12 protein-coding genes are annotated in these 13,990 nt (G+C 68.3%); 2 read left to right on the top strand and 10 right to left on the bottom strand.

All coding sequences use genetic code 11. The features are described 5' to 3' along the window. Window positions 1–18 precede the first annotated feature (18 nt). Together EV675_RS11025 and EV675_RS11020 are read right to left on the bottom strand one after the other, a co-directional pair. The gene (locus tag EV675_RS11025; protein ID WP_165404532.1) at window positions 19–810 is read right to left on the bottom strand and encodes an enoyl-CoA hydratase/isomerase family protein; all 792 of its coding nucleotides are present in this window, start codon (window positions 808–810) and stop codon (window positions 19–21) included. Window positions 811–827: 17 nt separating this feature from the next. Further along, window positions 828–1,847, bottom strand: a complete 1,020-nt coding sequence (locus EV675_RS11020; protein ID WP_165404531.1) for a Bug family tripartite tricarboxylate transporter substrate binding protein — start codon at window positions 1,845–1,847, stop codon at window positions 828–830. Window positions 1,848–2,080: 233 nt separating this feature from the next. Here EV675_RS11020 and EV675_RS11015 point away from each other — a divergent pair, with 233 nt between their 5' ends. Next, window positions 2,081–3,022 carry a LysR family transcriptional regulator gene (locus EV675_RS11015; protein WP_165404530.1) on the top strand — a complete coding sequence of 314 codons (942 nt, stop codon included), beginning with the start codon at window positions 2,081–2,083 and terminating at the stop codon, window positions 3,020–3,022. Between the two features lie 42 nt (window positions 3,023–3,064). Here the strand turns inward: EV675_RS11015 and EV675_RS11010 are convergent, their stop codons facing one another. Next, window positions 3,065–3,733, bottom strand: a complete 669-nt coding sequence (locus tag EV675_RS11010; protein ID WP_130357277.1) for a dienelactone hydrolase family protein — start codon at window positions 3,731–3,733, stop codon at window positions 3,065–3,067. Window positions 3,734–3,921: 188 nt separating this feature from the next. Between EV675_RS11010 and EV675_RS11005 the strand changes: the two genes are divergently transcribed. Beyond that, complete coding sequence (locus EV675_RS11005; protein WP_130357276.1) at window positions 3,922–4,413, top strand: dihydrofolate reductase; 492 nt, start codon at window positions 3,922–3,924, stop codon at window positions 4,411–4,413. A gap of 7 nt (window positions 4,414–4,420) precedes the next feature. Here the strand turns inward: EV675_RS11005 and EV675_RS11000 are convergent, their stop codons facing one another. The 7 genes from EV675_RS11000 to EV675_RS10970 all read right to left on the bottom strand — a co-directional run bounded on the left by EV675_RS11000 (window position 4,421) and on the right by EV675_RS10970 (window position 13,915). Beyond that, window positions 4,421–4,768, bottom strand: a complete 348-nt coding sequence (locus tag EV675_RS11000) for a hypothetical protein (protein WP_130357275.1) — start codon at window positions 4,766–4,768, stop codon at window positions 4,421–4,423. A gap of 11 nt (window positions 4,769–4,779) precedes the next feature. Next, window positions 4,780–7,266 carry a penicillin acylase family protein gene (locus tag EV675_RS10995; protein ID WP_130357274.1) on the bottom strand — a complete coding sequence of 829 codons (2,487 nt, stop codon included), beginning with the start codon at window positions 7,264–7,266 and terminating at the stop codon, window positions 4,780–4,782. Window positions 7,267–7,476: 210 nt separating this feature from the next. Next, window positions 7,477–7,800: a P-II family nitrogen regulator gene (locus tag EV675_RS10990; RefSeq protein WP_130357273.1), complete on the bottom strand. Its 324-nt coding sequence runs from the start codon at window positions 7,798–7,800 to the stop codon at window positions 7,477–7,479. A gap of 21 nt (window positions 7,801–7,821) precedes the next feature. Next, a complete protein-coding gene (locus EV675_RS10985) occupies window positions 7,822–10,923 on the bottom strand; it encodes an efflux RND transporter permease subunit (RefSeq protein ID WP_130357272.1) in 3,102 nt (1,033 codons plus the stop codon). Window positions 10,924–10,928: 5 nt separating this feature from the next. Then, on the bottom strand, window positions 10,929–12,122 hold the full coding sequence (locus EV675_RS10980; protein WP_130357271.1) for an efflux RND transporter periplasmic adaptor subunit: 1,194 nt from the start codon (window positions 12,120–12,122) through the stop codon (window positions 10,929–10,931). Then, window positions 12,119–13,360 carry a TolC family protein gene (locus tag EV675_RS10975; protein ID WP_130357270.1) on the bottom strand — a complete coding sequence of 414 codons (1,242 nt, stop codon included), beginning with the start codon at window positions 13,358–13,360 and terminating at the stop codon, window positions 12,119–12,121. Before EV675_RS10975 ends, EV675_RS10980 begins: the two co-directional genes overlap by 4 nt. Before the next feature lie 93 nt (window positions 13,361–13,453). Then, window positions 13,454–13,915 (bottom strand): hypothetical protein, encoded by a 462-nt coding sequence (locus EV675_RS10970; protein WP_130357269.1) that lies wholly within the window; start codon window positions 13,913–13,915, stop codon window positions 13,454–13,456. Window positions 13,916–13,990 lie beyond the last annotated feature (75 nt).

Raw genomic sequence — 13,990 nt, 5'->3', positions numbered from 1 at the left:
CTCCGTCCTGGTGCCCGGCTAGCGGCCCGAGAAGCGCGGTGGCCGCTTCTCCAGCCAGGCCGCCACGCCCTCCGCCTTGTCCTCGGTGCCGCAGACGATGCCGAACAGGCGCCGTTCGTAGTCGAGCCCGTCGGCCCGCCCCAGGTCGCCCGCGCGGCGGACGCACTCCATGATGGCGCGCATCGCCACCGGCGGCCCCGCGGCCAGTTCCTGCGCCAGCGCCAGGCCCCGCTGGCGCAGTTCGCCGGCCGGCGCGATCTCGGTCACCAGGCCCATGCCCAGTGCCTCGTGGGCATCGACGATGCGGCCGCGCAGCATCAGTTCCAGTGCCCGCCCTTCCCCCACCAGCCGCGGCAGGCGCTGCGTGCCGCCCAGCGCGGGGAAGATGCCCAGCTTCACCTCGGGAAAGCCGCCCCGGAAGTCCTCGGAGGCCAGCCGCACGGTGAACGCCAGCGCCAGTTCCAGTCCGCCTCCCAGCACGTACCCGTGCAGCGCGCCGATCACCGGCTTGGACAAACCCTCGACCATCGTGTCCAGGCGCTCCGGCGCCCACCCGGCTTCCAGCATGGTCCGCGCCCGCAGTTCGCGTATGTCCGCGCCGGCGCAGAAATGGCGCCCTTCCCCGGTCACCAGCACCGCCCTCACGCCCGGGTCGGCCTCGGCCTGCCGGAACGCCGCAGCCAGCGCCTGGCGCACCGGCGTGTTCAGGGCATTGCGGGCATCGAGCCGGTTCAGCGACACGTGCATCACCGCGCCCTCGCGGCGCACCAGCACCGTGTCTTCGGCAGGTTCGCAGGCGGGGTTATCCATGGGCATGTCCTGCACGATCAGTTATCCAGCTTGATGTTGAGCCGGCGCATCAGTTCGGAGAACTTGCGGATCTCGGCCTTGACGAAAACGCCCGCCTCTTCCGGCGAGGTCCCGCGCGCTTCGCCGCCTATGGACTTGAAGCGCTCGGACAGTTCCGGCGACTTGAGCGCCGCCAGCGTGGCGGCGTTCAACCTGGCGACGATCGCCGGCGGCGTCGTGGCCGGCACGAACAGCCCATACCACCCCATGGTCTCGACATCCACGCCCTGTTCCCTGGCGGTCGGAATGTCGGGCAGCATCGGCGACCGCCTGGCGGTGGTGATCGCCAGGGCCCGCAACTGGCCGCTCTGGATGGCCGGCGTGGCCAGCGACGAACCGGCGATCACGTAGTCCACCTGGCCGCCCATGAGATCGGTGATGGCCGGCGCCACGCCCCGGTAGGGCACGTGCAGCGCCTCGATGTCGGCCGCGGCGTTGAACGAGGCCTCGGACAGGTGGATGGAGGTGCCTATGCCCGAACTACCGTAGCGCAGCTTGCCGGGGTGGGCGCGCGCGTAGGACACCATGTCCTGCAGCGTCTTGAAGGGGCTGTCCTTGCTGACCAGCAGGATCTGGGCGCCGGAGAACAGCACCGAGACCGGCGTCAGCTCGCGCAGGAAGTTGTAGGGCAGCGAGCGGCCGCTGGCCGTGTTGATGGTAGCGGCGTCGCCGCTCAGCAGCAGCGTGTAGCCGTCGCCGGGCGCCTTCGCCACATAGTTCACGCCGACGATGGTGCCGGCCCCGTCGCGGTTGACCACCACCACCGACTGGCCCAGCTCGCGCTGCAACTGCTCGGCCACCGAACGCCCGATCACGTCCGCCGCGCCGCCCGGCGCAAAGGGCACGACCAGCCGCAGCGGCTTGGATGGAAACGCGTCGCTTCCCTGGACCAGGCACGGTTGCGCGACCAGCAGCGGCGCCAGCGCGGCGGCGGCCGCGAGCACCGCGCGCCGCGCGGAAGAATGAGCGGACATCGATGACGGACGGGACGGACCCATGGTTGTCTCCTCGTGCGGCGGCAGGCCGCGGCGCCCGGATGGGCGGAAGTCGCGGCTGCGTGCTTCGCGCGGCCGGCTGTTGATCGGCGGCCATTGTGGAATCGGCCCCGGGAGGCGTCCAATGAAGAATGCGGACGGGTTCATTACCCCGGGGTAATGCTGCACCGCACCCAGATACGGCGCCGGCCGCCCCGGTGCTAAGATCGCCCGCACTTCGTCCGACGGAAGCAGGCATGACGCAGCTCGACTGGTACATACGGAACGAATTGCGGCCCCGGCACCTGCGTTTGCTGGTGGCGCTGGACGAGCTGCGCCACATCGGCAAGGTCGCCGCCCACATCAACGTCACACAGCCGGCCGTCTCCAAGATGCTGGGCGAGATGGAGAAGGGGCTGGACCTGAAGCTGTTCGAGCGCACCCCCAAAGGCGTGACGCCGACGCTCTACGGGGAATGCCTGATCCGCCACGCGCGCCGGCTGCTGAACGATTTTTCCCAGGCGCGGGACGAACTCAAGGGCTTGCTGGACGGCGATACGGGCCGCATCCGCGTCGGCGTGCTGTCCAACGTCGTGCCCGCCCTGCTGCCGCGCAGCGTCGCGCTGCTCAAGCAACGCGCGCCCAGGACCAACGTCCTGTTGCGCGAAGGCACGATGGAGCGGCTGCTGCCGCAGTTGCTTCAGGGCGAACTGGATCTGATCGTCGGACGCCTGGCCGAGAAGCACGCCTTGCCCGAACTGGGCGGCAAGGTGCTGTCGCAGGAACCGGTGGTGCTGATCGCCCGGCCCGGTCATCCTCTGGCGCGGCGCAAGCGCCTGGAGTGGGCGGACATCATGCACTGCCCCTGGGTGCTGCCTTCGTCCGAGGGACTGCTGCACGAACCGCTGGAACGCACCTTCGAGCAGCACGGTTTCCCGATGCCGGCCGATTTCGTCGAGGCGCTGTCGGTGCAGTTCGTGCTGGCCTATCTGCAGGAAACCGATGCCATCGCCACCATGACGCGCGACATCGCCCACCACTACCGGCGCCAGGGCCTGGTGTCGGTGCTGCCCTTCAATTTCCCAAAGCTGATGCGCCCATTGGGCATCACCTGGAACCTCAACCGGACCATGTCCCCCAGCACGACGCTGCTGATCGAATGCCTGGAGGAAGCCGCTGCGTCCGGCGCGCCGGCCTAGGAGCGGTTTTCCCCAGAGCCTGCGGCCGGACGGCGTTTCGCGTCAGCCCACGTGCTGGCGCAGGAACTCCAGCGAGCGCGACAGCGCCAGGTCGGCACTGGGCTTGTCGTACGAACCCCGCATCTCGCAGTTGAAGCCGTGGCCGGCCGCATAGGTGTGGACGATCACGTCGGGCTGGGCGGCGCGGATTTTCTCGACGTCGGCCATCGAAATCGAGTGGTCTTTCTCGCCGAAGTGCGCCATGGTCGGGATGCGCGGCTTCTTGTCGGCCATGCCGGCGATGCCGCCGCCATAGTAGGGAATGGCGGCCGACAGGCCGTCCAGGCGGCCCGCGGCGGCCCATGCCACGGTGCCGCCCCAGCAGTAGCCGACGATGCCGACCTTGCCCGCCTCGCTGGCGATGGCCAGGGCGGCGGCGACGTCCTTCAGGGCGTTGTCGATGGAGACCTTCTGCATCAATTCGCGTCCCTTGGCGATGTCGTCGGGCTCATAGCCCAGTTCCACGCCCGGCTGAACCCGGTCGAAGAACGCGGGGGCGATGGCCAGGTAGCCTTCCTGGGCATAGCGGTCGCACACGCCGCGGACATGGACGTTGACGCCGAAGATCTCCTGGCACACGATCAGGCCGCCGCGCGGCTTGCCGGCGGGGTCGGCGCGGTAGGCGGAAATGGTGACACCGTCTGAAGCGGTCAATTCGATCTGCGTTCCCATGATTCCCTTGTCGATTGGTGATGGATGATTGTCGTTGCGGTCCGGCCGCGGCGCGAACCGGGCCCACAGCCTTGCGTTGTATCAGAAATCACGCGGTCTGGCAGCCATCCGTCTCAACCGGCGAGCCACCGGAGACCGGTGGCGTTCATGCTAGATTGCGGGCTGGATACGCCAGATTCTTTCCCGCCATGCCCGCCCAGCTCATCCTTATCGTCGCCTACGCCAGCAACCGCGTCATCGGACGCGACAACGCCCTGCCCTGGCGCCTGCGCGGCGACCTGGCGCACTTCAAGCGCACCACGCTCGGCCATCCCATCGTCATGGGACGCAAGACCTGGGAATCGCTGGGCCGGCCGCTGCCGGGCCGGCAGAATATCGTCGTCACACGCGACCCGGCCTATGCGGCCGAGGGCGCGACAGTGGTGCACACGCTGGAGGAGGCCCTGGCCGCGGCCGGGGACGCCGGGCAGGTATTCGTGATCGGCGGCGCCCAGATCTACGCCGCGGCGCTGGACCGCGCGGACATGCTGATCGCGACCGAGGTGCACGCGGAGGTGCCGGGCGATGCCTGGTTTCCGCCGCTGCCCGCCGGCCAATGGCGCGAGGCCTCGCGCGTAGCGCAGCCGCCCGAAGACGGCCTGGGCTACGACTTCGTGACCTACGACCGGGTGCGGGCGTAGCCTGAACCTAGGCCAGCGCGCGCCCGGCCAGGCCGTGCAGCCAGGCCAGGAAGGGCAGGGTCAGCAGGACGCGGTCCCCACGCGTTTCCTGGCCCGCCGCCAGGGCCAGCGGGCAGAACTCCGGCGACAGCATCACCGAATGCAGGGGCGAGCCCGGCTGCTGGCGCCGGCACAGGGTGGCTTCGGACTCCAGCCATCCCATGCCCAGCGACGCGCTGCGCTTGACCAGCAGCGTGGCCTGCCGGTCCGGCACGTCCAGCACCAGCAGCGTGACACGGCTGCCCGCGGCCATGCCGGCGGCGAGCGCCGCCGCCAGCGCCACCAGCACCGCTGCGACCACGATCGGCTTGCGCATCGCCGCCTCCCTCAGCGCGCCACGGGACGCAGGGTCCACGAATCGGCCTTCACCGCGTCGATCGCGCCGCGCGTATAGACCATCGGGAAGTAGTCGCCCTTGGCCCAGGCCTCCAGGAGGTTGTCGTAGTACGGGCTGGCCGGATCGGCGGACTGCCCCGGCACGTTGATCGCGAGCGACTTGTCCCAATCGGCCACGTCGATGATCTGCCGGTAGGATGCGCCGCTGGTCACGCGGTAGTCCGACGTGCGGTACGAGGCGCGATGGACGGTGTCGCCGGTGCCGCCGACCTGGAAGCGCTGGGTGGCCAGGTCTCCGGCCATGCCGGCATCCAGGAACGCCGCCAGTTCGTGGTCGAACTTGATGTGGTGCAGCGATCCCCACTTCCACGCCGAGACGTCGCCGCCCAGCCGCGTCTTCAGGTCGCCCATGGCCGACTTCAGCGTGTCCAGCAGCAGCGCGTTGCGCCCCGCCACCGGATCGGGCCCGAACACCGCGTCGGGCGCCGCCAGCCGCGCGAACACCACGGGCTTGGACAGCGTCCCGAACAGCGAACGGCCCGCCGGGGGCACGACCAGACTGGTGACCTGCGCGGACACCTTGGGCAGCCACGCCTCGAAGATGGTAGCGGCCACGGAGTCGACGCTGGCCACGTAGTCCCAGGCGCGCAGGCGCTGCAAGGCATCGGCCACGTCCGCGTCGCCGGAGTTCAGGCCGGCCAGCATGGGCACCAGCGTGCGCGCCGGGATCGACAGTTCGTCGATCTGCAGCTTGGCCGAATCCTGCACGGTATGCCGCGTGGAGGTCTTGAGCACCTCGACGATGCGGTCGTAGCGATAGGGTTCGGCCCAGCCCATGGTGTTGGTCAGGTCGCGGTAGGCGTAGTCGTCGGGCACGTTGAACTGGTTGGCCGTGGCGAAGTAGCCCTCGCGGGGATTCAGGATGCGCGGCAGCAATGAGCCGGACAGATAGCCCGCCCACTCGTAGCGCCCGTCGCCCGGCACCGGCAGCAGTCCCGTCCAGTCCGGGTTGGGCCGTATCGGCACCAGCGATCCGCCGAACCAGCCGATGTTGCCGTCCACGTCGGCATAGACCATGTTCTCGCCCGGCGTGAAATGGCGCGCCATGCCCTCGCTGAACTCGGTCCAGTTGTTCGCCTGGTTCAGCCGCAGGCTGGCCAGGTAGGCCGCGGTGCCCGGGAACTCCAGGTAGGCGGCGCGCACGGCGTAGGCCTTGTTGGCCCCCGCGTCCTCGTACACCACAGGGCCATGGCGCGTGAACTTGAGCGTCACCGTCTGCTCGGCCTGGTCCCTCACGGGCACTTTTTCCTCCACCTTCCTCATGGTTTCCCAGGCGCCCTTGTAGCGGTACTGGTCGGGATTGGCCGGATTGGTCTCGTAGACGTACAGGTCTTCCTCGTCGCCGTAGGCGAAGATGGTCAGGCCGAAGGCGATGCGTTCATTGTGTCCCATCGACACGCCCGGCAGCGCCGGCTCGCCGGCGCCGATCACGTTCCAGCCCGGAGCATGCAGGTGGACCATGTAGCGCAGCGAAGGCATGCTGATCGCGCGGTGCGGATCGCCCGCCAGGATGGGCTTGCCGGAGGCGGTGCGGTCCCCGGACACCGTCCAGTTGTTGCTTTCGTGCTGGAGGGCCAGCAGTTCCTCGGGCTCGCGCTTGGCCGTGCCGCCGCTGGCCGACAGGGCGGAAGCCAGGCGCTCGCGGTCGAGCGGCGCAAGCGGGCTGCGCGGGAAATCGCCGGCCTCGAACGCCATGCCGCCGCGCGCCAGTTGATACTCGGCCAGGATGGCCGTGGTCAGGGTCCCGACATCCAGGCCCGCCGGCACCTGCAGGGTCCTGGGCGGCTGCTGGTCGGTCAGTTCCTGCGTGGTCGGCAGGCCCACGGCCGCGATGCGGCGCGCCATGGAAATCTCGGTGCTGACGTTGCGCGTGATGCCGTAGATGCGGATCAGCGACGAGGTGGGCGACCAGCGGCCGGGCTCGGTGCCGGTCAGGCGGAACTCGATGGGCAGCTTGGCCGGATCGGCCTTGACCTCATCGACGTAGGCGTTGATGCCGTCGGAGAAGGCGGTCAGGATTTCCTTGCCCTGCGGATGGTAGCTGGCGAACTCCGCCTCGGCGTCGCCGCGGAACAGGAACTTGCGCGCCGCGCGGTCGGCCGGCACGAAGCGGGCGCCGAACTGCTCGGCCATCTTGCCCTCGCCCCGCCGCCGCCACTGATCCAGCTGCCAGAGGCGGTCGCGCGCGGCGTTGTAGCCCTGGGCGAAGAACAGGTCGCGCTGGTTCTGGGCAAAAATATGGGACACGCCATGGCGGTCCCGTACGATTTCCACTTGCTCCTTGACTCCGGGCACCTGGGCGCCGGGCCCCGGTGGCGGACTCGAACCTCCGCCATCACCATCGCCGCCCCCGCAGGCGGCCAGCAACAAGGCGGCCGCCGCCAGCGACGACCATCGGATTCGTCCGTACCTGTCCATGTCTGTCTCCGTTTTTTCTTTGCGACACATCAGTCATCGCAGGCCACCGCGCCGATGCGGCGGACGGCAGGCGGACCGTGCAATATCCATGCCATCGGGCGCGGCCCGCGCGCATATGAAAACCGGCCCTGGTGGGGGCCGGTATTGCCATATCTCAGAAAAACAACGAAAAATTTGTCCGGACAACCGCACCGGCCGGCATACCCGGGGTCAACCGCCGGGCTGCCACAGGTAGTCGCAGCGCGCCACCTCGCTCATCCAGACCAGGCCGTCGCCGACGTGGCCGGTCGTGGCCGCCTGCTTCAGGGCCTCGTACAAGGTGTCGGCATATTCGTCCGCCGCCACCATCTCGATGCGCACCTTGGGCGAGAAATCCAGCAGCTCTTCCTTGAGATTCTGCGGCTGGTGCCGCCCCGGCGCGCTGCACCCTTCGACGTGCGTGACGGTCATGCCGGGAAAACCCGGCGTGCGCATCAGCGCCTCGCGCACGTCGTCCAGGCGCACCGGCCGTATGATCGCCTTGATTTCCTTCATTCGATTTCTCCTTGCATTCGTCTATGCCTCGGGCGACTCTTCGTCGAACCACCGGTACAGCATCGGCAGCACCAACAGCGTCAACGCCGTGCACGTGATCAATCCCCCGATCACCACCACCGCAAGCGGCTTCTGCACTTCGGACCCGGGCCCCGTGGCGAACAGGAAAGGCACCAGGCCCAGCATCGCCACGGTGGCGGTCATCATGACCGGGCGGAAACGCATGGTCGCCCCTTCCACCACCGCCTCGGCCAGCGGCCTGCCCTCCATCCGCAGCTTGCGTATGTAGGACACCATCACCACCCCGTTCAGCACGGCGATGCCCCACAGCGCGATGAAGCCCACCGACGCAGGCACCGACAGGTACTCGCCCGTCACGAACAGGGCGATGATGCCGCCGATGGAGGCGAACGGCAGCACGGTGATGATCAGCGTCGCGTAGCGCACCGAATTGAACAGCAGGAACAACAGGAAGAAGATGGCGGCCACGGTGGCGGGCACGATGATGGACAGGTGGCCAAGCGCCCGCTCCATGTTCTGGAACTGGCCGCCCCACTCCAGGTAGTAGCCGGTCGGCAACTGCACCTTGCCCTGCACCGTCTGCTGCAGCTCCGCCACGAAACCGCCCAGGTCGCGGTCCTGCACGTTGATGGCGACCACCACGCGCCGCTTGCCGCCTTCGCGGCTGATCTGCGCCGGTCCGTCGCGCACTTCGATGGCGGCCAGGCTTTCCAGCGGCACGCGCACGCCGTGCGGCGTGGTCAGCAGGATCTGGCGGATGGACTGCACGCTGCCGCGGAAGCTCTCGGGCAGGCGCACGGCCGCCGAGAACCTGCGCTCGCCTTCGTAGATCTCGGTGGCGGTCTTGCCGGCGATGGCCACTTCGATCACATCGTGCACGTCCGACACATTCAGGCCGTAGCGGGCGATGGCCTGTCGGTCGATATTGATGGACAGGTACTGCTGGCCGCTGACGCGATCCACCCTCACGTCGCGCGCGCCCTGCACCGTCTCGGCCACCCGCGCGATCTCCTGGGCCTTCTGCAGCAGCCGGTCCAGGTCCTCGCCGAATACCTTCACGGCCACATCCGAGCGCACACCGGTGACCATTTCGTCGACGCGGTCGGAAATCGGCTGCGCCATGATGATCTGCGCGCTGGGGATCACTTCCAGGCGCTTGCGGATCTCCTCGGCGATGGTGTCCTGGGTCCAGCCCTCGGGCCATTCGTCCTGCGGCTTGAGACTGACGATGGGCGTGGACTCGTTCTGCGCCTGCGGATCGGCGGGACTTTCGCCCCGGCCCACCCCGGATATCGCCGATTTGACGCCTGGCACGCCCATGACGATCTTCATGGCCTGGCGCTCCAGCTCGATCGACTCCTCGAGCGAGATGTTGGGCACGCGGTTGATGCCCGGTACGATCGATCCCTCCTTCATCTCCGGAATGAAGGAGGTGCCCAGGAAGGGCAGCACGGCCACCGAGGCGCCAAAGGCCAGCACCGCCATGACGAGCGTCTTCTTCGTGTTGCGCAGCACCCAGTCCAGCATCCGCAGGTAGTGCCGCTTCATGAAGGCGATCATGCGCGTATCGTGCTCGGCCCCGCCCTTGAGCAGATAGGACGACAACACCGGCGACAGCGTCAGCGACAACACCAGCGAGATCGCCAGCGCGATGGCGATGGTGTAGGCCAGCGGCGCGAACATCTTGCCTTCCATGCCCTGCAGCGTCATCAGCGGCAGGAACACCAGGATGATGATGCCTATGCCGAACACCACGGGCGTCGCCACCTCGGCCACCGCCTTGAGGATGATGCGGACCTTGCTCTCGCCGCTGTCCTTGGCGTGGCCCAGATGGGCAAAGGCGTTTTCCACCACCACCACGGAACCGTCCACCATCAGGCCGATGGCGACCGCCAGTCCGCCCAGCGACATCAGGTTGGCCGAGATGCCCAACCGGTTCATCGCGAAGAAGGTCAGCAGCGGCGTCAGCACCAGGGTCGCCACGACGATCAGCGAGGACCGCACGTCGCCCAGGAACAGGAACAGGATGACGACGACCAGCAGGACGCCTTCCAGCAGCACCTTGGCCACGGTCCACAGGGCCGCGTCGACCAGTTCGCTGCGATCGTAGTAGGGCACGATCTGCAGGCCGTCGGGCAGCATGCCCTGGCTGTTGATCTCGGCCACCCGCTGCTTGATGCGCGCCACCACCTCCTTGGCGTTCCCGCCGCGCATCATCATGACGATGCCGCCCACGGACTCGGTCACGCCGTTCTTGACCACGGCGCCGTAGCGGACCTCGTGTCCCATGCCGACCTCGGCCACGTCGCGCACATAGACCGGCGTGCCGTTGGACTCGGCCAGCACGATGTTGGCGATGTCCTGCAGGTTCTCTATCAGGCCCACGCCGCGTATCAGGTACTGCTCGGCGTAGTGCGGCAGGATGCCCCCGCCCGAGTTGGCGTTGTTGCGCGCCAGCCCTTCGTACACCTGATGCAGCGTGATGCCGTAGTGGCTCATGCGGTCGGGATTGACCAGTACCTGATACTGCTTGACGTAGCCGCCCTGCGAATTGATCTCGGCCACCTGCGGGATGGACCGCAGCAGCGGACGCACCACCCAGTCCTGGACGATGCGCCGTTCCGTCAGTTCCTTCTGCGTCAGTTCCCGGTCGCCGTCATCGGGCCGGTCCAGGGTGTACTGGTAGACCTCGCCCAGGCCCGTGGACACGGGCCCGAGCACGGGCGTCACGCCGGTGGGCATGCGCGAGCCGATCTCGATCAGCCGCTCCATCACCAATTGGCGCGCGAAATAGACGTCGGTCGCGTCGGTGAAGACCAGGGTGATCAGCGACAGTCCAGGCTTGTTCAGCGAACGCATCTCCTGCAGTCCGGGCAGGCCTGTCATCGCGATCTCGATAGGCACGGTCACGAAGCGCTCGACCTCTTCCGGCGAACGGCCGGTGGCGTCGGTCGCGATCTGGACCTGGACGTTGGTGACGTCCGGGAAGGCATCCACCGACATCTTGCGCATGGCGTCCAGGCCGACCACGAGGGCCACCACCGCCAGTACGGCGATGATCAGCCGCTGCTGCAGGGCAGCGCGGACGATTTTCTCGAGCATGATCGTTACTCCGGATCGACGCCAGCGCGCTGGTTGTTGAGGTGGAAGGCCCCTTCGACGACGACTCGGTCACCGGCCTTCAGGCCCGAGGCGACCACGCGCTTGCCGTTGTACGAGGCGCCCATCTGTACCTGGGTCGCGCGAAAGCGTCCCGGTTCGATCTCGACGTAGACCAGGTCTTCGTTCTCGAAACGCACCACGGCCGAGGCGGGTATCACGAGCTGTTCTGTCGGGCGGCTGACGATCAGCATGGTCGCCAGCATGGCCGGCTTGAGCCGGCCGTCGGCGTTGTCGATGGACGTCCTGACCGGCACGGTGCGCGTGGCCGGGTCGACCACCTGGCCGACGAAGATCAGTTCGCCCGAGATCTTGCGGTTGCCCAGCGCCGGCACCTCGATGTCGACGGTCTGGCCCGCCGCCACCAGGTCCGCCTGCTGCTCGGGCACTTCGGCCACGGCCCACACGCGCGACAGGTCGGCCACCGTAAACAGCGCGTCGGCGGGCTGGACCACCTGCCCCGGCGACACATTCAACTCGACCACTGACCCGCGCAGCGTGGACACCACAGGCGAGAAGGAACTGATCTCGCCCGATTTCCCCATGCGGGAGATCGCCGACGGCGACATGCCCAGCACGCTCAACTGGTCGGACGCGGCGCGCAGCTCGGCCGCGGCCACCGCGTATTCGTTCTCGCGCCGCTGCAGTTCGGCCTTGCCGATCACGTCGGCGGCGAACAGCAGGCGAGCCCGCTCGCGGGCGTTCTGTTGCAGTTCGGACTGGGCCTTGGCCTTCAGGTAGGCCAGCTGCGCGCTACCCAGCTCGGTGCTGTGCAGCCGCGCCAGCACGTCGCCCGGCTTGACCGCCGCGCCCAGCGTGGTGTTGATGTCGGTGACCCGCCCCGTCACGGGTGCGCCGATCCGGGCCATGCGCTGGCGGTCGAAATCGATGCGGCCGGCCACGCGCAGCACGTCGCTGAACGGCTCGGTCGCGATCGGGGCGACCTGGATGCGGGCCTGCATGGCCTCGCTCGCGACCACGATGCTGGGGTCGAGCGCTTCGGCCGGCTCGGCCTCGATCGCGGGCTTGTCGCCGCAGGCGGCCAGCACGAGGCAGAATGCCGCCAGGAAGCTCCACCGTCCGGCGGCAGGCGGGACACGGCGTGCGCCGTCGGAAGTCTTGCGGGAAGAACGCGGAATCATGAGGGGTCACCTGCGAAAGAGTTGGCCAGCAGCCGCTCGATTTCCACGGCGGCCATCTGCAGATCGAATTGGGCGGCGATGAGGTCGTTGCGCGCGGTGCGCAGCACGCGCTGCGCATCGAGATAGTCGATGATGCCGCGCTCGCCGTAGCGATACGCGGCCTCTGCCACGTTCAGCGCGGCCTCGGCCTGGCGCACGATGCCCGACTCCAGCGCCTCGACCTGCGAGGCGGCGATCTGGAACTGCTGGTAGGCGGAGTCCAGTTGCTGGGTCAGCTCGAACTCCCGCGCCTCGAGCTGGCTGCGCGCGCGGATGACACCGGCTGCGGCTTCGTTGACCGGGCCCTCCCGGCGATCCCACAGCGGCACGCTGACCACCACGCCGAATTGCGTATCGCGCACGTCCGGATCGCGGCTGGACGTGGCCTTGAGCGCGACCGACGGCAGACGCAGCGAACGCTCGTAGTCGACCGATGCGCGGGCCCGCTGCAAGGCGGCCCGGTATTCGGTCAGTTCGGCATTGCCCGCCAGCATCGTCTCGCGCAGCTTGGCAAGCGGCTCCAGCGACCATGTCCGCCCCAGCCTTCCCTGCAGCGCGAAGCCGGCGGGCAGGATCTCGCCGACCTGCTGGCGCAGGAACGACTTGGCCTGGTTCACGCGCAGCAGCGCGCTCTGGTTGTTCTTCTGGGCATTGAGCAGTTCCGCCCCGACCCGTATGGCCTCGTACTTGGGCGCATCGCCCACGTCGACCCGGATCTGGGCACGGTTGTACAGCTGCTGGGTCAGCGCGAGGTCTTCCTGGGCCGCCGAGAACTCGGCCTCGCGCCGGAGCGTTTCGTAGAATCCGCGCTTGACCCTGGCCACGAGATCCACGACGAACGATTCGTGGCTCGCGGTGGTGGCCCGCAGCGTTCCCGTGGCGACCTCGTAGCGCAAGCGCCGCTGGTTGGGCAGGTCGATGCGCTGGGTGATGGACAGCGTCTGTCCGACGCCGGTGGCGGAGCCGGGCTGGCGCGCGGAAACGCGCCCCGTGGTGAATTCCACCTCGGGATTGGGATAGGCCCTGGCGGTGGTCAGGCCGGCCCGGGCGACGTCGACGCCGGCCGAAGCGGCCTCGACGCCCTTGTTGCCCTGCAGGGCTAGGGACAATAGCTGGTCGAGCGTGTAGGGCTGCGCCGCAGCCGCATGGGTACACATGCCCGCCAGCCACACTGACAAAACGAGTGTGATGGGCTTCATGATGGTCGTAGGAACGGACACGCGCGGCGGCCCGAGGCCGCCGGCAAGGCGCGTGCGGCGGCTACCAGCCGCCGCAGACGAGGGTGACGCGGATCAGGCCGTCAGCGACGGCGGCCGGTAGGCCCGGAATACCGGGGCCGGCGCGGGGGGATGCTGCGAAGCGACGAACAACGTATCGCCCAGGGCGGGCGCGGCGATCGCGACGCACAGGGGAAGGTCGAACTCGTGGGGGTCGAGCGGGGCGCCCCCGTGGGAATTGTCGTTGGCCGGCGGCCGGCAGACCAGGTCGTCCACCGCCACGTCGCCCCAGTCGGGCTCGGAAATCTGCTCGACGATGTCGAATTCCTCGTCCAGCTCGAACTCCCAGCGCGGCATGTCGATCCGGACGGCCGCGCCCACCTGGGGCGCCTCGCGCAGTTCCTGGCCGGCCGCCACCGGCAGGTGGGACGCGACACGGGCGTGCTGGTAGCTGGCCACCACGTGCGCCTTGAGCTGGCACGCGGCGGACTCCGCCCACACCCATTGCAGGGGCAGGAACAGCAATACGAGAAACACGTACCAATGTCGCATGTGCAGCATTTTAAGCGCTGCGACAGTTTTTGCAATTCACTCTCATTTCGCCGCGGATAC

Origin of the sequence: Pigmentiphaga kullae (assembly GCF_004216695.1) — a bacterium.
In the GTDB taxonomy this organism is placed as follows: domain Bacteria; phylum Pseudomonadota; class Gammaproteobacteria; order Burkholderiales; family Burkholderiaceae_B; genus Pigmentiphaga; species Pigmentiphaga kullae.
The sequence above is the reverse complement of the archived record's forward strand: the minus strand, read 5'-3'. Positions and strand labels throughout refer to the sequence as shown.